Annotated in this window: 20 protein-coding genes; 11 read left to right on the plus strand and 9 right to left on the minus strand. The window is 40.4% G+C overall.

Going from position 1 to position 18,335, the window contains the following annotated elements:
* Positions 1-24: 24 nt before the first annotated feature.
* From ASF92_RS21260 to ASF92_RS21265, 4 genes are all read left to right on the plus strand, one after another.
* Positions 25-1,947: a glycosyltransferase gene (locus ASF92_RS21260; protein ID WP_056095544.1), complete on the plus strand. Its 1,923-nt coding sequence runs from the start codon at positions 25-27 to the stop codon at positions 1,945-1,947.
* Positions 1,937-2,545 carry an HAD-IIIA family hydrolase gene (locus tag ASF92_RS16200; protein WP_056095547.1) on the plus strand — a complete coding sequence of 203 codons (609 nt, stop codon included), beginning with the start codon at positions 1,937-1,939 and terminating at the stop codon, positions 2,543-2,545. Before ASF92_RS21260 ends, ASF92_RS16200 begins: the two co-directional genes overlap by 11 nt.
* Positions 2,514-3,830, plus strand: coding sequence for a PfkB family carbohydrate kinase (locus tag ASF92_RS16205; RefSeq protein WP_056095549.1), 1,317 nt, complete (start codon positions 2,514-2,516; stop codon positions 3,828-3,830). Before ASF92_RS16200 ends, ASF92_RS16205 begins: the two co-directional genes overlap by 32 nt.
* Before the next feature lie 221 nt (positions 3,831-4,051).
* Positions 4,052-4,207 carry a hypothetical protein gene (locus ASF92_RS21265; protein ID WP_197413315.1) on the plus strand — a complete coding sequence of 52 codons (156 nt, stop codon included), beginning with the start codon at positions 4,052-4,054 and terminating at the stop codon, positions 4,205-4,207.
* Here ASF92_RS21265 and ASF92_RS21620 read toward each other — a convergent pair.
* Both ASF92_RS21620 and ASF92_RS16215 read right to left on the minus strand, forming a co-directional pair.
* Positions 4,204-4,431 (minus strand): LuxR C-terminal-related transcriptional regulator, encoded by a 228-nt coding sequence (locus ASF92_RS21620; protein ID WP_056095552.1) that lies wholly within the window; start codon positions 4,429-4,431, stop codon positions 4,204-4,206. The two genes, ASF92_RS21265 and ASF92_RS21620, sit on opposite strands and share 4 nt — an antisense overlap.
* Before the next feature lie 105 nt (positions 4,432-4,536).
* Positions 4,537-4,731, minus strand: a complete 195-nt coding sequence (locus ASF92_RS16215) for a hypothetical protein (RefSeq protein WP_056095553.1) — start codon at positions 4,729-4,731, stop codon at positions 4,537-4,539.
* Between the two features lie 28 nt (positions 4,732-4,759).
* Between ASF92_RS16215 and ASF92_RS16220 the strand changes: the two genes are divergently transcribed.
* Positions 4,760-4,948, plus strand: coding sequence for a hypothetical protein (locus ASF92_RS16220; protein ID WP_056095556.1), 189 nt, complete (start codon positions 4,760-4,762; stop codon positions 4,946-4,948).
* Positions 4,949-5,005: 57 nt separating this feature from the next.
* On the opposite strand, the gene ASF92_RS16225 is transcribed toward ASF92_RS16220, so the two are convergent.
* On the minus strand, positions 5,006-6,025 hold the full coding sequence (locus ASF92_RS16225) for an SDR family oxidoreductase (RefSeq protein WP_231729845.1): 1,020 nt from the start codon (positions 6,023-6,025) through the stop codon (positions 5,006-5,008).
* Positions 6,026-6,244: 219 nt separating this feature from the next.
* Here ASF92_RS16225 and ASF92_RS16230 point away from each other — a divergent pair, with 219 nt between their 5' ends.
* The 3 genes from ASF92_RS16230 to ASF92_RS16240 all read left to right on the plus strand — a co-directional run bounded on the left by ASF92_RS16230 (position 6,245) and on the right by ASF92_RS16240 (position 9,192).
* Positions 6,245-7,006: a DUF72 domain-containing protein gene (locus ASF92_RS16230; protein WP_056095560.1), complete on the plus strand. Its 762-nt coding sequence runs from the start codon at positions 6,245-6,247 to the stop codon at positions 7,004-7,006.
* A gap of 121 nt (positions 7,007-7,127) precedes the next feature.
* Positions 7,128-7,316: a cold-shock protein gene (locus ASF92_RS16235; RefSeq protein WP_056095562.1), complete on the plus strand. Its 189-nt coding sequence runs from the start codon at positions 7,128-7,130 to the stop codon at positions 7,314-7,316.
* A gap of 364 nt (positions 7,317-7,680) precedes the next feature.
* On the plus strand, positions 7,681-9,192 hold the full coding sequence (locus tag ASF92_RS16240) for a choice-of-anchor I family protein (protein WP_056097080.1): 1,512 nt from the start codon (positions 7,681-7,683) through the stop codon (positions 9,190-9,192).
* 277 nt (positions 9,193-9,469) lie between these two features.
* On the opposite strand, the gene ASF92_RS16245 is transcribed toward ASF92_RS16240, so the two are convergent.
* The 3 genes from ASF92_RS16245 to ASF92_RS16250 form a co-directional block, all read right to left on the minus strand.
* Positions 9,470-10,657: a DUF1624 domain-containing protein gene (locus ASF92_RS16245; RefSeq protein WP_056095565.1), complete on the minus strand. Its 1,188-nt coding sequence runs from the start codon at positions 10,655-10,657 to the stop codon at positions 9,470-9,472.
* Positions 10,658-10,800: 143 nt separating this feature from the next.
* Positions 10,801-11,013, minus strand: a complete 213-nt coding sequence (locus tag ASF92_RS21625) for a DUF2256 domain-containing protein (protein WP_369817108.1) — start codon at positions 11,011-11,013, stop codon at positions 10,801-10,803.
* The gene (locus tag ASF92_RS16250) at positions 10,950-11,453 is read right to left on the minus strand and encodes a 2'-5' RNA ligase family protein (protein WP_056095568.1); all 504 of its coding nucleotides are present in this window, start codon (positions 11,451-11,453) and stop codon (positions 10,950-10,952) included. Before ASF92_RS16250 ends, ASF92_RS21625 begins: the two co-directional genes overlap by 64 nt.
* A 251-nt stretch (positions 11,454-11,704) precedes the next feature.
* Between ASF92_RS16250 and ASF92_RS16255 the strand changes: the two genes are divergently transcribed.
* On the plus strand, positions 11,705-11,911 hold the full coding sequence (locus tag ASF92_RS16255) for a hypothetical protein (protein WP_157263944.1): 207 nt from the start codon (positions 11,705-11,707) through the stop codon (positions 11,909-11,911).
* Positions 11,912-12,059: 148 nt separating this feature from the next.
* Here ASF92_RS16255 and ASF92_RS16260 read toward each other — a convergent pair whose 3' ends face one another.
* Together ASF92_RS16260 and ASF92_RS16265 are read right to left on the minus strand one after the other, a co-directional pair.
* Positions 12,060-12,563 carry a GNAT family N-acetyltransferase gene (locus ASF92_RS16260; protein ID WP_056095573.1) on the minus strand — a complete coding sequence of 168 codons (504 nt, stop codon included), beginning with the start codon at positions 12,561-12,563 and terminating at the stop codon, positions 12,060-12,062.
* Between the two features lie 148 nt (positions 12,564-12,711).
* Positions 12,712-13,242, minus strand: coding sequence for a DinB family protein (locus ASF92_RS16265; protein ID WP_056095578.1), 531 nt, complete (start codon positions 13,240-13,242; stop codon positions 12,712-12,714).
* 270 nt (positions 13,243-13,512) lie between these two features.
* Here ASF92_RS16265 and tatA point away from each other — a divergent pair, with 270 nt between their 5' ends.
* Positions 13,513-13,701, plus strand: a complete 189-nt coding sequence (gene tatA / locus ASF92_RS16270; protein WP_056095581.1) for a twin-arginine translocase TatA/TatE family subunit — start codon at positions 13,513-13,515, stop codon at positions 13,699-13,701.
* Positions 13,702-13,825: 124 nt separating this feature from the next.
* Here the strand turns inward: tatA and ASF92_RS16275 are convergent, their stop codons facing one another.
* On the minus strand, positions 13,826-14,380 hold the full coding sequence (locus ASF92_RS16275) for a hypothetical protein (RefSeq protein ID WP_056095583.1): 555 nt from the start codon (positions 14,378-14,380) through the stop codon (positions 13,826-13,828).
* A gap of 572 nt (positions 14,381-14,952) precedes the next feature.
* On the opposite strand from ASF92_RS16275, the gene ASF92_RS16280 reads away from it, so the two are divergent.
* On the plus strand, positions 14,953-18,333 hold the full coding sequence (locus ASF92_RS16280) for a PAS domain S-box protein (RefSeq protein WP_056095588.1): 3,381 nt from the start codon (positions 14,953-14,955) through the stop codon (positions 18,331-18,333).
* Positions 18,334-18,335 lie beyond the last annotated feature (2 nt).

Raw genomic sequence — 18,335 nt, forward strand, 5'->3', positions numbered from 1 at the left:
AAACAGGCTTCAAACCATTTGAACATGAAACATAGTATCGCATTTATAAGTGAACATGCATCGCCGCTGGCCTTACTGGGCGGCGCCGATAACGGCGGGCAAAATGTATATGTTGCCGAATTAGCCCTTCAACTGGCTAAACAAGGCTATTTAGTGGATATTTTTACCCGGAGAGACCATGCAGGCGATGCAGAAGTGCATCCATTTGCGCCTGGTGTAAGGGTTATATTGGTTACAGCCGGGCCGGCGAGGGTTATTGCCAAAGAAGAACTCACCCCTTATATGCCTTCATTCAGGCAGGAAATGGAAAAATTTATACGGCTTAATAAGCTGAGTTACGAACTTATTCACGCCAACTTTTTTATGTCGGGCCTGGTGGCTATGGAATTGAAAGAACGGCTCGACCTCCCTTTTGTAATCACTTTTCATGCACTCGGACATATTCGTGCACTTCACCAGGGCGATATGGACAAATTCCCGAAGGAAAGAATTGACATGGAGCGCCAGATAGTAAAGAATGCCGATAAGATTATTGCAGAATGCCCGCAGGATAAATCCGACCTTATTGAGTATTACCAGGCAGCACCTGAAAAGATTGTTTCCATTCCATGCGGCTTTAACCCCAGCCAGTTTTATCCGGTTTCGAAAGCGGAAAGCAGGGCTTTGCTTGGTTTCGACAGCAATGAAAGCTTAGTACTCCAGCTGGGCAGGATGGTGATGCGAAAGGGGATTGACAACCTCGTTGAAGCATTTGCAGCCCTGGATCACCGTTCGCCTAAACGGCTTGTTATAGTGGGTGGGCCTGATACCGCGCTGGAAGAAGACGCGGAATATAAAAGACTGAACCAGCTTACGGCAAAACTGGGTATTTCGGACAAAGTCTATTTTGCAGGCAGGAAAAACAGGGAGGAGCTGAGCCATTTTTACAGTGCTGCTGATGTTTTTGTAACTACTCCATGGTATGAGCCATTCGGAATTACACCATTGGAATCGATGGCTTGCGGCACACCCGTAATTGGTTCGAGGGTTGGCGGCATAAAACATACGGTTGTTGACGGTAAAACCGGCTACCTGGTTGACCCAAAAAAGCCGGCTGAACTGGCCGATAAATTAAATGAATTGCTATCTAATCCCGGCCTTTTATCCGAAATGAGCCAAAAGGCTATTGAACATGTAAATCATTATTTTACCTGGGAAAAAGTAGCAGAAGAAATGGCTAAATGCTACAATTCGATTAGAGAAAGAAAGTTTGCCATACAATCGCAGGAATTAAATATGATTGGTTCGGCTTTCGAAGAAGCTGCATTTACTTTTCAAAAAGCAGCTCAGGAATTAGCCAGCCTGGTTTCTGCAGCAGGTTGCAAAATGGCGGCCACCCTGAAGGCGGGAAATAAAATTCTGGTTTGCGGAAATGGCGGCAGTGCCGCAGAAAGCCAGCATTTTGTTGCAGAACTGGTCGGCCGCTTCGAAATCCCACACCGTAAAGGGCTTCCGGCAATTTCACTAAACAGCGATACCACCATAATAACTGCCTGGGCCAACGATTTTGGTTATGATGATGTTTTTGCAAGGCAGGTTCAGGCTTTCGGGAATGAGGGCGACATTTTATTATGTCTGAGCACCAGCGGCAATTCGCCAAACACCATCAAGGCCATGCAAATGGCCAGGAAGAAAGGTCTCCAGTGCATCACCATGCTCGGCAAAGACGGAGGTAAAGCCGCTGAATATGGCCACATCAATTTAATTGTACCATCAGATAGCACACAAAGAATTCAGGAAGTACACCTGCACTTGGTTCACCTGTTGTGTACAATTATCGAAAACCGCCTGTTTAACGTGCTTTATACCAATAAAACGTCGGCAAAAGAAAGGCAGCTGGCCGTAAAAACAAACCTGAATACAGATTTCGCAGCCAACGGCAGCTTAATTGGTAATTATGGAAGCTAAAGCGGCCATTTTTTTAGATAAAGACGGAACCCTGATTCCCGATATTCCTTACAACGTTAATCCCGGTTTAACTACGCTAAACCCCGGGGTATTGGAAGGTTTATATGAACTTCAGCAGCACTTCAGCTTGTTTATAATTTCAAACCAGGCCGGTGTGGCGAAGGGTTTCTTCGGGATAGAAGAAATTAACCGTTTAATGGATTATATGCTGGAATTATTTGGTCGCCATTACATACACATTAGTGGCTATTATTTTTGCCCGCACGATGTTCATGGCGTGATAAGTTCCTATACGCTTGCCTGCAATTGCCGTAAACCGAAACCAGGCCTATTGCTACAGGCGGCTGCCGGACATCAACTGGATTTATCAAAATCCTGGATGATAGGCGATATTTTAAATGATGTCGAAGCCGGTAAAACTGCCGGATGCAGGTCTGTCCTGATTGATAACGGAAATGAAGCGGAGTGGGACAGGGCCGGTGAGCCTTTTAGAACACCAGATTTTATAGCCAGAGATTTCCTGGAAGCAGTATCATTCATTCACCAAACGACACAAGAACAAAACCATGTCAGAAAAAGATATACTCAACCGATTTAAATCAAAGAAAGTCATTGTTATCGGCGAACTTATTGTAGATGCCTACCTGCAGGGAACCTGCAACCGCATCGCGCCTGAAGCTACTGTTCCGGTAGTTGATGTTTCTGAAAAAAAGTATTGCCTTGGCGGTGCCGCCAATGTGGCTGCCAACCTGAAAGCAATGGGCGCTGATGTTTCCTTTTTAAGTGTTTGCGGGAATGATGAGCCTGCTGAACTGGCTTTTCGTCTGCTTAAGGAAGCCGGACTGAAAACAGATTTTATTGTAAAATCGAAACGCAGGAAAACCCTTTATAAAACCAGGGTAAGTTCGGGCAGCCAGTTAATGGTTCGTTTCGATGAAGGTTCAACAAATCCGCTGGATACTGATGCAGAAAATTCATTAAAGAGGCAATTGGAAAGATTGTTTCCAGAAAGCGATGCGATATTTATTGCCGACTACGCTAAAGGCATTATTGGTCAAAACCTGATTGATAGAATCGCTGAACTGAACGTAAACTACGATAAAATAATTGCGCTCGATGCGAAGAATTATAACCGGTATCGTTTGCTTAAACCTGATATCGTTAAGCCCAATTATGTTGAGGCGATGAACTTGTTAGGTTTGCAGCGGGAAACCATCCTGCCCTTAACCGGACTAAAAAAACTAGGTAAAACACTATATGAAAAAACCGCTGCGGATTTAATTATTCTGACCGCTGATGCAAATGGCATTTATCTTTTTGAAAAAGGGACATATAAATTCCATAAAGCCGTTCCTAAAGTACAGCACCCGGAAGTTAGCGGTGCCGGCGATACTTTTTTAGCGGCAGCGATGTTATCGCTCAGCGCAAACGCCAGTTTAGCAATCATTGCAAATCTCGCCATTGCGGCAGCACATTACGTTGTTAAACAGCCGCATACGTCAGTTTGCGGGTTAAAGGATCTTGAACAGGAAATTTCGGGGTGTAAAAAACTTTTCAGTAAGGCGGAGCTACAGGAACTTTGCAAAAAACTAAAAAGTCAGGGCAAAAGAATTGTGTTTACAAATGGTTGTTTCGACATACTGCACAGCGGGCACGTGAGTTACCTCCGGGGCAGCAAAGAGCAGGGTGATGTATTGGTGGTAGGGCTAAACAATGACGACAGCATCAGAAGGTTAAAGGGGTCAACCAGACCGATTAATAGTTTAAGCGATCGGATGGATGTACTCGCCGAACTGAATTGCATAGATTACATTGTTTCCTTTGGAAAAGCCGGAGATGATACGCCGGTTGATTTAATTAAATCGATTAAACCAGCTGTTTAATGCTGGTGCTTTGTTCGGGTTTTAAAAAATCTTTCAACGCCGGGTTTTGGTATTGGAATTTTTCTTCTTCTAAATTATAGGAGAAATATAAGTTCGAATCCTTTTGTAAGAGGTAATTAAGATTAGGTGTTGCATTCGTCATTTTTACTAAACTTAGATGCAGCCAAGGTACAGCTTTCCATGTTTGACAAAATACCTGTTCTAAATCGTACTTAACGTATTTGAAAAGCAGTAGTTATACGGGAGGTCAAGATTCGGTAATTTTAGTTTGGGATTTGAAAACATTAAAGAAAAGAATTGTTAGAAATTGGTATGATTTGGATACGAGCTACAAGCTCGCACCAGCCTGGGTAAGTTTAGTTGAGATGGCAAATTAAACCAATATCCCAGACCTAAAACCGAACGCTATTAGTGCAGCGGTATTTTTGGTGCCGCTTTTCGACAACAACATTACTCGAACTCCATCGATCGTGCGTCTGCTTTTAAAAATTTTATCTCCAATTTGCTGATTTGTTAACCCCTCAGAAATTAAATTCAATACCAATATTTCCTGAACATTAAATTTGAAGATAAGTAATGGAAATTTTGATTTATAAATCATCCTTAAAGTTATGATTTATAATGAGTTTAGCAAGCTATATAATATTAATCAGTTGCATTAAGAGGTTTGAAAATCTTTATGCATCCGAAACGCTTAGTCACGACATTATGAAGCTCTGCCACGAAAGTAGTTGCTATTCCATGCATGGCAGAGGACCAACTCAGTTATCGCATCGATAATTTTTTTAGTTTCGCTTAACAGCGCTTCGATATCATCAATTTTATTATAATCAATTAATCCTACAGAATGCAGGGTAACAGAATTGGTTATCATATATTTCAAAACCAATTTGTGGAACATGCTGTTTTTCTAATAAAATCTAATAAATATGGAAAACAACAGCATCGATCCAAAGGATCAGGAAAATGAAAACCAAGAGGGTGGCCAAGGTAGCAAACCGGTAGACGAGCAAAAGCACGAAGACAATAGTGTGCAGGATGGATTAACAGGTGAAAGTGATGAAGAGGAAGATGTTTCTGGTGATTTGGCTGGAAACGCTGCAGGGAATCCGGACTAAATGTGATATTAATTGTATAAAGAAGAGTCCTCAGGAAACTGAGGACTCTTCTTTATTTTAGGGTTGGCCGCTGCCGCCGGCGGCGCCATAAATCTGGCCGGTAGAATAACTGGCATCGTTTGCGGCCAGCTGCACATAAATTGAAGCCAGCTCGGCTGGTTGCCCTGGTCTTCCTAGCGGCGTATCTTTTCCAAATTCTCTTAGTTTTTCAGGCGTTGAACCGCCACCCATTTGCAGGGGTGTCCATATCGGTCCGGGTGCCACACCATTTACACGAATCCCTTTTGGGCCTAATTGTTTCGCCAGCGATTTTAAGAAATTGGTAGTAGCTGCTTTGGTTTGAGCATAATCATATAAATCGGGCGAAGGATCGGTTGCCTGTACCGAGGTAGTACCGATGATGCTGGAGCCTGGTTTTAAATAGGGAAGTGCCGCTTTAATTATCCAGAAAGGGGCATAGATATTGGTTTTTATGGTCCAGTCGAACTGATCGGACGAAATATCGAGTATGGATGGATGGCTTTGCTGCCGGGCGGCATTGCTCACTACGATATCAAGGCCGCCGAGTTGTTTTGCCGCCTCGTCTACCAGTTTTTTACAAAAGCTTTCTTCGCGGAGGTCGCCTGGTATGGCCACGGCTTTTTGTCCTGCTTTTTTAATCAGCGCCACCACTTCCCGGGCATCAGGCTCTTCCTGTGGCAGGTAGTTAATGGCCACATCGGCACCTTCTCTGGCATAAGCAATGGCCGCGGCCCGGCCCATACCCGAATCGCCGCCGGTTATTAATGCCTTTCTGCCAGCCAAACGGCCAGAGCCTTTGTAGGTTTCTTCACCATGGTCGGGCCTCGGTACCATTTTACTGGCCAGTGCCGGCCAGGGCTGGTTCTGGTGTGTAAAGGGTGGTTTAGGGTATTTTGTAGTCGGGTCTTGTAAATCTACCGGAGCAAAGCCTGTTTGTTCGGGCAAAGCAGCTCCGGCCAATACGGGCGCAGCCGCCACTGTAGCCATCGCAACGCCAAGGCCGCTTAACGCCCTTCGCCTGCTCATTTTGTTCTCATTTGTCATAATATTTTCCATTAGGTAATTTTATAACACAGGCGGTTTTTTTTTAGTTTTCAGAATATTGAAAAAAGATTATTTATTGTTGAATGCTTAAGTAAGCCTGAAGGTTGTTCATGATTCGGATACATAGGTTGATAAGCCAGGCTACGCATTTTTCCTACCGGGTTGAACAATAATTAATTTATCATGTTGTAATAAATAAATATAACAGCGCCCAATTGATTAAAATTATTTATGGATATCCTTTCCGACGAAAAGTATTTTACCGGTACCAGCGGTTTACTGTTGCCTGTAGCCAATAAGTCATTTTATCCATTGGCTTTTCAGGACAAGAGCAGGCTAAACTTCTATGCTTCGTTATTTTCTTCAATTGAAATAAACAGTTCATTTTACAAAATACCCCTGGCTGCCACGGTAAGGAAATGGGCAATGGATGTGCCGGAAGCTTTTCGCTTTACCTTTAAGCTTTATAAAGAAGTTACACACATAAAGGAACTGAATTATAATCCATTGGATTTGGATAAGTTTATGGACAGCATTAACCAGGTTGAGGGTAAATCTGGTTGTTTATTAATCCAGTTTCCGGCAAGCTTTAAACTGCGCAATTTGCCAAAGCTGGAAGAACTGTTAAGCGCTATACGTTTAAAAGACCCGCATAAGAACTGGAAAATTTCAATAGAATTCAGACATGCCGAGTGGTATGATGAGCAGGTTTATGAGGTGTTGGAGACACATTCTTGTAGCCTGGTCATCCATGATAAGGGCGGCTATGGCTCAGGTTATCGTGATACCGGTACAGATTGGGTCTACCTGCGGTTTCATGGGCCAAATGGAAGTTACCGGGGCAGTTATGATGAAGCATTCCTTGCAGAGTATGCCAGCTATATAAAAGACTGGATGCATGAAGGCAAAACGGTTTACGCTTATTTCAACAATACCATGGGTGCGGCCATAAATAACCTGGAAACTTTAAGGATGTATGTCAGCTCAGAATAGTCATTTTGAATCTGGTGAAACCATTGGTTTCCAGTCTGATTTTTTAAAAAGATTTGACAAATAAATTTGATGCTTAAATTTTTAAATATATTTTTAACAAAAAAATAAAAATAATATCAACATGAAAAACGGTACAGTAAAATTTTTTAATTCAGAAAAAGGATTTGGTTTCATTACAGAAGATAGCGGCAGCGAAATTTTCGTTCATGCATCGGGTCTTATCGATGAAATTGATCAGAACGATAGGGTAGAGTATGAAGTGCAGGAAGGTAAAAAAGGATTAAATGCAGTAAAAGTAAGGGTTGTTTAATACGCCTGCGTATTTGTTCTGGTAAAGACATTACCTCCTTTGCTATCGTCATTCTCAATATATTCGGTTTTCCTAAGCATTTTCATTGTATAAGATTTCCGATTATCGGGGATGACGATATTTTTTTATATTGCTTCCTCCATTTCATTAAAAAAACCAGCTGCGCCACATCTCATTGCGCAATTCCATCTGGCTTTGTGAATTCCATTTCTGCTGGCACCATTCTTTGGTTCATCCCTATAATAATTCATTTTACCGGCTAATGATTTATGCGATTGATTTAATAATTTGTTAATGAATTGATAATAAGTTGATGCTGATAACTGAAATTTATGCCATTATTTTTGCGGCTCAGATAATAAACATGAACTGCAATAAACTTTTTTTTGCCATATTGATGGCAACGGTGATAACCACCTCTTGTAAAAAAATAGCTGATGAAGATACGTCTTCAATAACAGAAGATATTTCGAGTTTTAAGGAAGTCGCAACAATTGACCTTGGCGGTGAAACTTCTGCAGAAATTTCTGCCTACGACCCCTTGACAAAGAAACTATTTGTGGTGAGCAATGAAGGGGGCGCTAAAGTGGAAGTTGTCGACTTAAGTAATTACCCAAATGTTTCAAAATCCAATACACTGAATTTTCCGGCAAATGCAGGTATAAACAGTGTTGCAGTAAGCAATGGCTTGTTGGCAATCGCTTTAGATGGAGCGGATAAGCAGGGGAATGGTGCGGTTGTGGTTTTAAAAACATCGACTTTAGAAGAGGTTAAGAAAATTACAGTGGGGGCAATGCCCGATATGGTTACCTTTAGTCCGGATGGCAATTACATTCTTTCGGCCAATGAGGGAGAACCAAATGATGACTATACGGTAGATCCTAAAGGAACGGTATCGATTATAAATGTAAAAGATAATTATAGTGTAAAAACGCTGGATTTTTCGGGCTTTGAATCGCAGAAAGCGAGTCTGCTGGCAGGAGGATTTAGAATATATGGCCCGAAAGCGACTTTTGCGCAGGATATAGAGCCGGAATACATTGCCGTAAGTGCAGATTCGAAAAAAGCTTATGTAACCCTTCAGGAAAACAATGGTGTTGCAGAAATAGATGTTGTAAGCGGCACGATTACTAAAATTAACCCGCTTGGTACAAGAGACATCAATCTTGCTGAAAATCCTTTCGATGTAAGTGATAAAGATGGCAAAATTGCGCTGGCAAACTGGCCGCTTAAGGCTTTTTACCTTCCAGATGCAATTTCCTATTTTACAACCGGTGGTTCAGCTTACATCGCGCTGGCAAATGAAGGCGATACCAGGGCCTGGAAAGGTTATGATGAAGAAGCCAGGGTTAAAAGTTTAAAGCTCGATCCAACAAAATTCCCTGCTGCGGCAACCTTGCAGCTTGATGCAAATTTAGGCCGGTTAACGGTAACAAAAGCTTATGGTGATGCAGATGGTGATGGAGATTATGATGAATTATATGCGACGGGTGGCCGAAGCCTTAGTATTCTGAATGCTAGCACCGGCGCGTTGGTTGCAAACATTGGTAAGGATTTAGAACAGCATGTTATTGACGCAGGTAAATATGATGATGAGCGATCGGATAATAAAGGCGTAGAAGTTGAAGGCGTAACGGTAGCCGAAGTTAACGGAAGAACACTTGCTTTTATCGGTTTAGAACGGGTTGATATGATTGCTGTTTACGATGTAACGACACCTGCAGCACCTAAATTTGTTCAGTTGTTTGCTACAGGAGATGCACCTGAAGGCGTATTGTTTGTTAAACCGAAAGATAGCCCGAACGGCAGAAGTTTAGTCGTGGTTTCGAGCGAAGGCGATGGAACGGTTAAGTTTTTTCAGCCAAATAAATTGTAGTTTACCGCATTTTAATGACTTCCTAGAGGAGGAGTTTATCATTTAACATTTTTTAAAAGCAGGCTGTATCAAAATAAATTCGCTTAAGGTTAGAATCTAATGGCGCTTGGCAATGAACCCGACAACTCTTGGATTGGGAACGACGACGTATCGAAATATTAATTGTATAAATGCGCCATTGTGAATCTTTTTGATACAGCTTGCTTATTTAATGTGGCCTTAGGCCATTTGCTCAAAACTGTCAGTTAAGGTAAAACGCTATTGCTAAAACATGGGTCTACAGATAACTCAGCCACCAGTTGTTATGTGTAGCCTTATATTTATTAAACCATTTGCATGGATAGTAAAGCGAGGCAATAACCGATATCCAGATGCCATAGACAAGCCACAAATCATAGCCAAATTTTACCGGCCTGAAAAGAAAGGGGATTTGGATAATTTCTTTAGTGGTATTTCCTTCCAGGAAGAAAAGTGCAATGAGGATGATGTGAAGTAAATAAAAGTGTATCACATAATAAAAAAATGGTACACGCCCGTAAACGGAAAGAATTGTGCTAAGCTTGTTTTTTGCATTTTTAGCAATGGCTAAAAACAGGAGCGCAAAACCTAAGGTGAGGGAAGTGTATGCCAAAGATGGCGGGTATTTGCTTACGTTCAGAAAAGACAATAAGTTTTTGGAAAAATCGTGGTACTCCTTCCAGGGAGCAGGATCTCCATATATACGGAGCAACCGGAGGGCCACGAAAACAAGCAAAGACAGTGCACCGAAGTTCTTTAAATTTCTGTTCCGTTTTAAAATACTGAAGTCTTTTGTAAACCATTTTCCGGAAGCATAACCCAGGAACATAATGCCTGTCCAGGGTAAAATAGCGTAAAATACCCCTATAAAATGGTTGTTTGGTAGTGGAATAACGGTTCCTGATGCAGTGAAAAATACTTTCATCAATATACCGGACACCTCATTCTGTGGCGTTGGCAATAGATCAAAGATATTATGGCCAATTACCACCAGTAATCCGGTAACCAGAACCAATTTATAGGAAATGCGACTAAAAATAGCCAGGAGGATCATACTCCAGCCAATTGCCCAAATAACCTGGAGAATAATAAAGTTAAAAAATGGATTGAATGTGAGTCCGAAGGTGATGATTACAATTTCAACAAATACCAGCCACAATCCTCTTTTGAACAAAAAAACACTCGATTTCTGAGCGCTCTTGTTCTGAGCAGAAAGATAGGCTGACAAACCAGAAAGAAACACGAAAGTAGGGGCGCAAAAATGGGTAATCCATCGGGTAAAAAATAAGAAGGCGCTTGTAGTTTCCGGATTGAGCGGGTCACCCGTCATAGCGTCTTTATGGAAGAAATCCCGCGTATGATCCAGGGCCATGATGATCATGACCAAACCTCTTAAAATATCGATGGCCAGTATGCGTTTAGACAAAAGCGTTTGTTCAGCGGTCATTAATCAGGGATTTATAGATTATCTATTTGGTTATATCCGGGTATTTACCGGCAGCAAGTTTAGTTTAAGGTCTTTTAACAAAACCGTAAGTTTAAAGATACAAATAAAAGAAATATTGAGTCATTTTTAATAGTAAATGGGAGTTATTTGTTTGAGGCACAACGCTTACTGCAATACACCACGTTAGCCCAATCCCTTTTCCATTTTTTGCGCCAACTGAACGGTAGCCGGCATACCGGGCATATTTTTGTCGGAAGTTCGTATTTGCTTTTCATCGGGTGCATTCGAAGATTTAGTTTTGGGCCTGGAAAGGATAAAATGCGACGTGTGCCCATGGTCCGTTCAAATACCGCCATAGATCGAGACCATATGCTTCAATTTCCATAGCCTCAAATGTTTTGGAAGTTTCCTGAAAAAGCTGACTTGCTGCTTCCGCAGTTACTTTATTCTGAATGGTAATGTGTGGCCTGAAACCTTGCTTATCCTGATCGGAGAGCACGTTTTCGAAAACGTTTCGAAGTTTGAGGCGTAAGGAAGACAACACTTCAGATTCTATTTTGAAAGCAACACCATTTCCAAGGTGCATGAGCCCGGTGACAGACAGCTTAAAAATTTCGTGCTCCACATTCTGGAGCACCTTGTAGGTATTGGCCTCATCGCGAATTTTATGAAATAGCGTTAGGTGTGCTTGCAGCACGTTTCTTGAGGCAGGGAAGTGCTGCAGGCGTAGTTGATTGAAAAAAAACTGCTTTTCTTTGTCAATCCGAAGTGTTAATATGAGCGGTGCTGATTTCATTGTTAATCAGGGAAATAAAAAATGAACAACAATAAATGACTGATTATGTTGAATGTGTTGATAACTCTTTTCCGTAATTGAACAGCTTGCGCCATATGAGCAGTTATCTGCTTACAAAATGAACCTGTTGTTGTTTCAGACTATCTAACAAAAATGTTTCACAAAAAAAATAAATAGGGTGTTTTTACGGTATTATAAATTATACATATTGCGATATTTGTGATATGGAGATACTCGAAAATAATGTTCAAATGAGTTCATTTTTAAAAAAAGTTCAGCAGCTTAGAGGCTACGGCGATATGGACTCCTATGTTTTAGTTAAAGAGTTGAAAAAATTTGCAAATCTATCCGAGAAAAACCTGGATGAGATAATTGAAGACTTTTCATCTCCCAAAACCTGGATTTACGGAAAAATGAAACTCATTAACGATGTGGAAGCGTTAATAACCAGTGCTTAATTTTTCTAAAACCTTTACAACATTAGCTCCTTATAGCATTCGCAGACAAGGAGCTGTATAAGAACCTGTTCATCGAGTCAGATTCATCTTATCCGAAAAAAAAGCTTTAGCCCTGTTATCTTTAATTTGCTTCCCGAGGTTTGACAATTTAGGGCAATAATTTTTGGTAACAATAAAAACGAAGTCCGGGCCGCCTGGCGAAGCTAATTTCCCCGCTGTACTGATAGCCTAATTTCGGGAAAAGCCTATTTGTTGCTGTATTTTCACTATTCGTATCAACACGTAAGATCTTTATTCCCGATGCTTTAGCAATTAATTCAGCCTGGCTCATGAGCGCATTGGCGATACCCATACGCTGGCAGTCGGGGTCGACCGCCAAACGGTGTGTTACAATTGCTTCAGCTTCAATATTCCAGCCTACATCAATATATTCAGGATCCTGTTCAGTTGTAATTGCAGCCAGTCCGGTTATTTTATTATCAAGCTCGCTAAGCCATAGCTGATATAAAGAAATGTCACGGATAAACACTTCAGAACCAGGGTAATCATTACCCCATTGAAAATTCCCGCTGTTGTGCATTAAAGGAATAACCTTCCTTACAAGCTGCATAATTTGCGGCACATCTTCCAGTTTAGCCAATCTGATTATCATATGTATAAGAAACAGGCTATATCTTTATTACAGTTGTGCTAAGTGAGGCGTAACAGGAAATAGGTCTGCACCATATTATCCTACTGAGCGGAATTGTCTGTCTTCGTTCCGTAGCATAAACTCACCAAGATATAGCCTTTATAATGAATTAAAATAATTTTTCTTGCGGGGGTTTAACACCTGCTAAACGAAGGTAAACTGTTGCCTGGCCACGATGATGTGTCTGATGTTCAAAATTCTTTATGAAAACCATATCCTTCGTCATTTCGAAACGGTTCATGAATTTCACCTTTTCTTCAAATTGCTTAGGTGTCATTTTTTGTAGGGCCGCTATAACATAGTCGTATCCTGCCATGACAACTTTTGTTACGTTTGCTTTAGATTTATCCTGAATTTTCTCTGCTTCACCTAATCCGAAAGGGCTTTTTTCACCTGTTGCAGTTGCAGTAAAACCGTAATTTGCATCCGTAAGGTGTAACATTTGTTCGGCAAAGGAACGCATTTCGGGCGTTGGTTTTAATGCGTAGCCAGATTCGGGCATCATATCCAGATATTCTTTGGTATAGGTTTTTGCCCTTTCCCATTCTGCAATTTTAGTGCTTAATGATTCCTGCGCATTGGCTGCTGTAAACGTAATTAGTAAAGCCACAAGGCTTAATAAAAATTTTAATTTTTTCATGATTGTTTTGCTTTATTATAACAAATATAAGAGACAAATCAAGAACGGTAATATCGTTTATCAATCAGGTGCAATTATGAAGATTCAAATAACACGCTGGGTTAGGAATGCTGATGCGGAACCTTGATATTCAGTATAAAATTAATGGCCTGCGCCACGCCATTCATGTCCTGAATATTTTAATTTATTGCTGAAAAACCAGTTTGCTCTATTTTTCGTAAATGATAAATAGTTTGCAGATGCAGATCAGAAAAAATAAACCTTAACCACATGACTACTACAATCGCAGCCCTTTTAGGGGGACCAGAAATGATTATATTGGCTTTAGCTTTACTGCTGTTATTTGGCGGTAAAAAGATTCCAGAATTAATGAAAGGCCTTGGGAAAGGCATAAAAGAGTTTAAAGACGGCCAAACTGATGCTGATCCGCTTCCTGCTAAGGAACCTGTAAAACCTTGATTTTGTTAAGTCTTTTTTAAATACATAAAGCCGGGGATGAAAAAATAACCTTGGGCAGCCTCTTTATTTTTTGGAAAATAAAAAATGGAATGTGCTGTTCTGGCTGTTTTTATACATCCCCGCCTTATAATGCTAACGTAGCTACATCATATTGTAGTTGTTCGTAGGCCAACCGGTTACCCACCGTTCTCTTCACAACAGGGCTCCAAATTTTTCCAATATTTTTATAAACGTGAATGGTAACTGGAAATCGGTTTGTATTATTCCCTTTATCAGAACCATTGTATCCATTCCCCTGCTGGAAAAATGCATAAATAGCGAATTGCTTTTTGTCAAATGCATGACCTATAATACCCTGGCTTAGCGTTTTTGTGATGGATGTTTTTTGCGATATACTTTTTCCCTTAAACTTAGCCTTCCAGTTATCAAGTTTTGCAGGAATACAGATTATTTTAGCATAAGCCGATGGCCTATTCCGGTAAAGGAACATTGGTATATTGCTTATGTATTTTTTGGTTCTGGCAGATTGTAAATAACCCAGCCAACTCGCTTTGATGTTTACAGGATTTTCAAAAAGATCCTGTTCAATTGAAATGGATTTTTCGAGCGGGTTATTTTTTATTTTTAGAGTGGGAAGCCACAAGCACAAAAAGGTAAAGCCTAACAGAAAATTATTCATTGTAATTAGATTGGTTAGCGTTTGCGCAAGTTAACCCTAATTATTGCTAACGTGAGCCAATGTGAAAAAAATATTACATAAATTCTAATTTCTGTCTATTTTATACTATAGTAATGGCAGCGTTTCTAAGAAGTGCCTTAGCTCAATATTGACAGGAGCATATAATATAAGGACGGGTAATTTCGTTAATGTCTTTTTCATTTCTTTATAGTTCATCAGTTCAACTTTGTTCGCTGTCAGGATTCGTTTTTTGAGATAACTATCGGATATACATTTTTTTTGGAGAAAAAATGAAGCTGATATTAAATGAACACAATGAATGATTTTTAGAGAAAAAACATGAACAAAATTAAATGTATCAAAGGAATAAGGAATTTACCTGTAAATCCTTAGTTGACAGGGTATTTTAAAATGCGCTTTTTTAATCGGGATTTAATCTTTAAATAATCTTCGCGGTTATAATTATTATATTGTATATATGCATGTAATTTATTTGTAATATTAATAAGCCGTTGTGTTTTGATATTGATTTAAATTGATAAACCACAAATGAAACTGTAATTAAAGACCAAATGCCTAAAGACATTTTTCAGCAAATTTTTCGTAAATCTTCTTTTGCGGAAATACTGATCAAACATGTTGATAAAGATTACGGCGTAATAGAGGTTACTAATGCGTACCTCAAGGAGGCCGGAATTAGCAGAGCTGAATTTTTCGAGCAGATACCCGGCAATTTAATCCCGGGCTTTACTGGCGATGACCGCAACAACGAGATGGTTTTTAACGGCTTAAAGCAAGCTGCTTCAGGGAAGGTGTCAGTAACGACTTTTTTTAGTGAGGTTTTCAAGAAAACATACACCTTAACTATTGAGCTATTGGCAGAACAGGATGAGCTTAGCCAGTATTTTACTTTAAGATTAATCCCGGCAATAAAAAACCTGGGTCCGGTCTCCTCAAATAAAGATGTTCCCCATGGCCAGCTTAAACTTGATGTGGAAAGCTTCAATTACCTTGTTCGGGATGGTCTGGATATGATAGCCGTTTTGGATGATGCCGGTAATTATCGTTATGTAAGCAATACCTCCTTTGCATTATTGGGTTATCATCCAGAATATTATATTGGCAGAAATGCATTTGAATTTATTCATCCCGACGATGTTAGAGAAGCGCAAGATATGCTCAAAGACATTGCAGGCAAGGGTCGTGTAACCCTAAAGCCATTCCGTTTCCTGCATGAAGATGGAAGCTGGCGCTGGGTGCAAACCGTATTAAGTGATTTACGAAATGAACCTTCCATAAAAGGTATTGTCGCAAATTCCAGGGATGTAACGGAACAGGTAAATGCCCGTAATGATGTGCTTCTATCAAACGAAAGGTTTAAGTATGTAACAATGGCCACCTCTGAAGCAATATGGGATTGGGATGTTGTTAATGACACATTATTGTGGGGTGAGGGTTTTTTAAAGCTTTTCGGTTATGATGCCGCAGAAATGGAAACTACAGGAGAAAATTTTTATTTCAAAATTCATCCCGAAGATGTAGCGGCTATTAAAAATAGTTTAGAACTTTTGTTTAAAAATAAACAATGTAATTGGTCTGGTGAGTACCGCTTAAAAAAAGCGAATGGTGAATACGCTTTTGTTGCCGATAAGGGTTTGGTTTTGTTTGATAAAAATGGCGCACCGATACGCATGGTTGGCGCTATGCAGGATGTGACCAATAAGATACAAGAAGAGCAAAGGTTAAAGCTGCTCGAGTCTGTGGTAATCAATACGACAGATTCCGTCGCGATTATGTCTGTCGACTTAACAAAATTTCCAATAAGCCAGTTTATTTATGTAAACGATGCTTTTTTGAATATGACGGGGTATCGTTTAGACGAGCTCATTGGTAAATCTCCCCGGATATTAGAAGGCCCGAGAACGGATCAGCAACAAGTTAAATTATTAGTTGAATCGCTTTTAAAAGGATTGCCCGGCGAATTAACGCTTATAAATTATAAAAAAAATAGGGAGGAGTTCTGGCTTAATTTGTCTGTAACACCAATTGCCGACAGTCATGGCAATTTTAACCGTTGGATTTCTGTTCAGAGGGACATTACAGAAGAAAGAACTGAAGCCATCAGGCAAAAATTAATTTCCGGGTTAAGTGTGTTATTTAACCATTTTACGGATATGAAGGAGGTGGCTCCGCTGGTACTGGCAGAGATTATTCGGTGTTGCAATTTTTCAAATGCGGAGTTATGGCTTCCGGATGGGAATGAAAGTCATCTGAAACTTTTTTCGAGAAGTGAGGCAGATAAGCAAACTGAAGATTTTTACATAGAGACCGCCCATTACACCACAGTTAAAAAAGGCGAAGGGTTTGTAGGTAAAGTTTGGGAAAACATGGTGCTTCACGATCTGAAATTATCAGAAGAATCCGTCTTTGATGAAAGGATGATTCCGGCCATTAAAATGGGTTTAAAGCGGATTTACGGAATGCCCTTATCATACAATAAAAAGTTAATCGGTATCCTGGTACTTGCTGTAAAATCCTACCATAACCTCGAAGGAATGGCTGTCTTATCCGATGTTTTTTCAGAATTTCTGGCCGGAAAAATCAAAAAAAAGCATATTGAACAAGAGTTAAGTGAGGTTTTTGAGTTCGCACCGGATATACTGGCAACAATTGATTACAGGGGCTATTTTAAACGGATTAATCCTGCCGCTGCAGAACTTCTTGGCTATTCGGAAGCGGAGCTACTTAAAAAACCGGTGAAGTTCTTTGTTCATCCTCAAGACAGGTTTGCCACTGCGAGGAGGATAAAGCTTTTAACCGAGGGCCGTAAACCGATGAACTTTGAAAACAGGTACGTAACCAAATCCGGACAAGTGAAATGGCTCTCCTGGACAGCAAATGCGGTGTCGTTAGATGGTGTTATATTCGCTGTAGCAAAAGACATCACGGAGAAAAAAACGCTGGCAGATTTGCTTCAAAAAACAAACAGTTTGGCGCGTATTGGTAGCTGGGAAGTAAATGTAGCCGATAGAACGGTGTATTGGTCTGATGTAACTAAAGAAATAAGAGAAGTAAGCCTTGATTTTGTGCCTGATTTGGATGATGGAATGAACAATTTCAAGGAGGGTGTGAGTAGAGATACCATCAAACAAAAGGTGCAGGAATGTATAGACCATGGCACCCCATGGGATGAGGAACTCGAAATCAAAACGTACAAAGGCAATTATAAATGGGTTAGAACGATAGGGCAGGCGGAGATGCTGGAAGGTAAGAGCATTCGCATCTTTGGTAGTTTCCAGGACATCGATGTACGTAAACGGGCGGAGATTTTAAATAAGGAAGTTTTAAGAAGGGTAGCTGAATCTGAAAAACGCTACAGCGAACTCTTTCATTTTAGTCCGCTTCCGATGTGGGTTTATGATATAAATACGCTGCGGTTTCTCGATGTAAATCTTGCTGCAATAAATCATTATGGCTACAGCAGGGCAGAATTTCTTTCGATGACTATTCGCGATATCCGACCGGAAGAGGAACTGCCAGTTCTGGAACGCACAATTCAAGACTCGAAAGCTGGTAAAATAATTTACAACCGTGGAATTTACAAACATAAAACTAAGGACGGCACAGAAATACGGATAGACATCAGAAGTAATCCGATGCTGTTTAAAGGAAAAGAGGCAAAGCTTATCGTTGCTTCTGATATTACCAAAGAATTATTGTACATTAATGCGATAGAAGAAAAAAATGCAAAGCTTGAAGAAATTGCCTGGATACAATCCCATGCTGTTCGAGCCCCGCTAGCCCGGATTATGGGACTGGTAGATATATTATCTGCTAACAAAAATCAAGTGGTCATTTCCCAGGCAGATATTCTCAAACAGATAGCTGTTTCGGCACAGGAGCTTGATGAAATAATTAAGGATATAACAATTAAGTCTGACAAGACAAAGTAAGT

The sequence above is a fragment of the Pedobacter sp. Leaf176 genome, from assembly GCF_001424305.1.
Classification (GTDB): Bacteria; Bacteroidota; Bacteroidia; order Sphingobacteriales; family Sphingobacteriaceae; genus Pedobacter.

Excerpts from the sequence above, each read along its gene's own strand:
- ASF92_RS16240 (WP_056097080.1), top strand. The coding sequence starts at position 7,681 with ATGAACTGCAATAAACTTTTTTTTGCCATATTGATGGCAACGGTGATA.
- ASF92_RS16200 (WP_056095547.1), top strand. The coding sequence starts at position 1,937 with ATGGAAGCTAAAGCGGCCATTTTTTTAGATAAAGACGGAACCCTGATT.
- ASF92_RS16220 (WP_056095556.1), top strand. The coding sequence starts at position 4,760 with ATGGAAAACAACAGCATCGATCCAAAGGATCAGGAAAATGAAAACCAA.
- ASF92_RS16260 (WP_056095573.1), bottom strand. The coding sequence starts at position 12,563 with ATGATAATCAGATTGGCTAAACTGGAAGATGTGCCGCAAATTATGCAG.
- ASF92_RS16225 (WP_231729845.1), bottom strand. The coding sequence starts at position 6,025 with ATGGAAAATATTATGACAAATGAGAACAAAATGAGCAGGCGAAGGGCG.
- ASF92_RS16280 (WP_056095588.1), top strand. The coding sequence starts at position 14,953 with ATGCCTAAAGACATTTTTCAGCAAATTTTTCGTAAATCTTCTTTTGCG.
- ASF92_RS16250 (WP_056095568.1), bottom strand. The coding sequence starts at position 11,453 with ATGAAATCAGCACCGCTCATATTAACACTTCGGATTGACAAAGAAAAG.
- ASF92_RS16275 (WP_056095583.1), bottom strand. The coding sequence starts at position 14,380 with ATGAATAATTTTCTGTTAGGCTTTACCTTTTTGTGCTTGTGGCTTCCC.
- ASF92_RS16215 (WP_056095553.1), bottom strand. The coding sequence starts at position 4,731 with ATGTTCCACAAATTGGTTTTGAAATATATGATAACCAATTCTGTTACC.
- ASF92_RS21260 (WP_056095544.1), top strand. The coding sequence starts at position 25 with ATGAAACATAGTATCGCATTTATAAGTGAACATGCATCGCCGCTGGCC.
- ASF92_RS16255 (WP_157263944.1), top strand. The coding sequence starts at position 11,705 with ATGAGTTCATTTTTAAAAAAAGTTCAGCAGCTTAGAGGCTACGGCGAT.
- ASF92_RS16230 (WP_056095560.1), top strand. The coding sequence starts at position 6,245 with ATGGATATCCTTTCCGACGAAAAGTATTTTACCGGTACCAGCGGTTTA.
- ASF92_RS16205 (WP_056095549.1), top strand. The coding sequence starts at position 2,514 with ATGTCAGAAAAAGATATACTCAACCGATTTAAATCAAAGAAAGTCATT.
- tatA (WP_056095581.1), top strand. The coding sequence starts at position 13,513 with ATGACTACTACAATCGCAGCCCTTTTAGGGGGACCAGAAATGATTATA.
- ASF92_RS16265 (WP_056095578.1), bottom strand. The coding sequence starts at position 13,242 with ATGAAAAAATTAAAATTTTTATTAAGCCTTGTGGCTTTACTAATTACG.
- ASF92_RS16235 (WP_056095562.1), top strand. The coding sequence starts at position 7,128 with ATGAAAAACGGTACAGTAAAATTTTTTAATTCAGAAAAAGGATTTGGT.
- ASF92_RS16245 (WP_056095565.1), bottom strand. The coding sequence starts at position 10,657 with ATGACCGCTGAACAAACGCTTTTGTCTAAACGCATACTGGCCATCGAT.
- ASF92_RS21625 (WP_369817108.1), bottom strand. The coding sequence starts at position 11,013 with ATGGCGGTATTTGAACGGACCATGGGCACACGTCGCATTTTATCCTTT.
- ASF92_RS21620 (WP_056095552.1), bottom strand. The coding sequence starts at position 4,431 with ATGATTTATAAATCAAAATTTCCATTACTTATCTTCAAATTTAATGTT.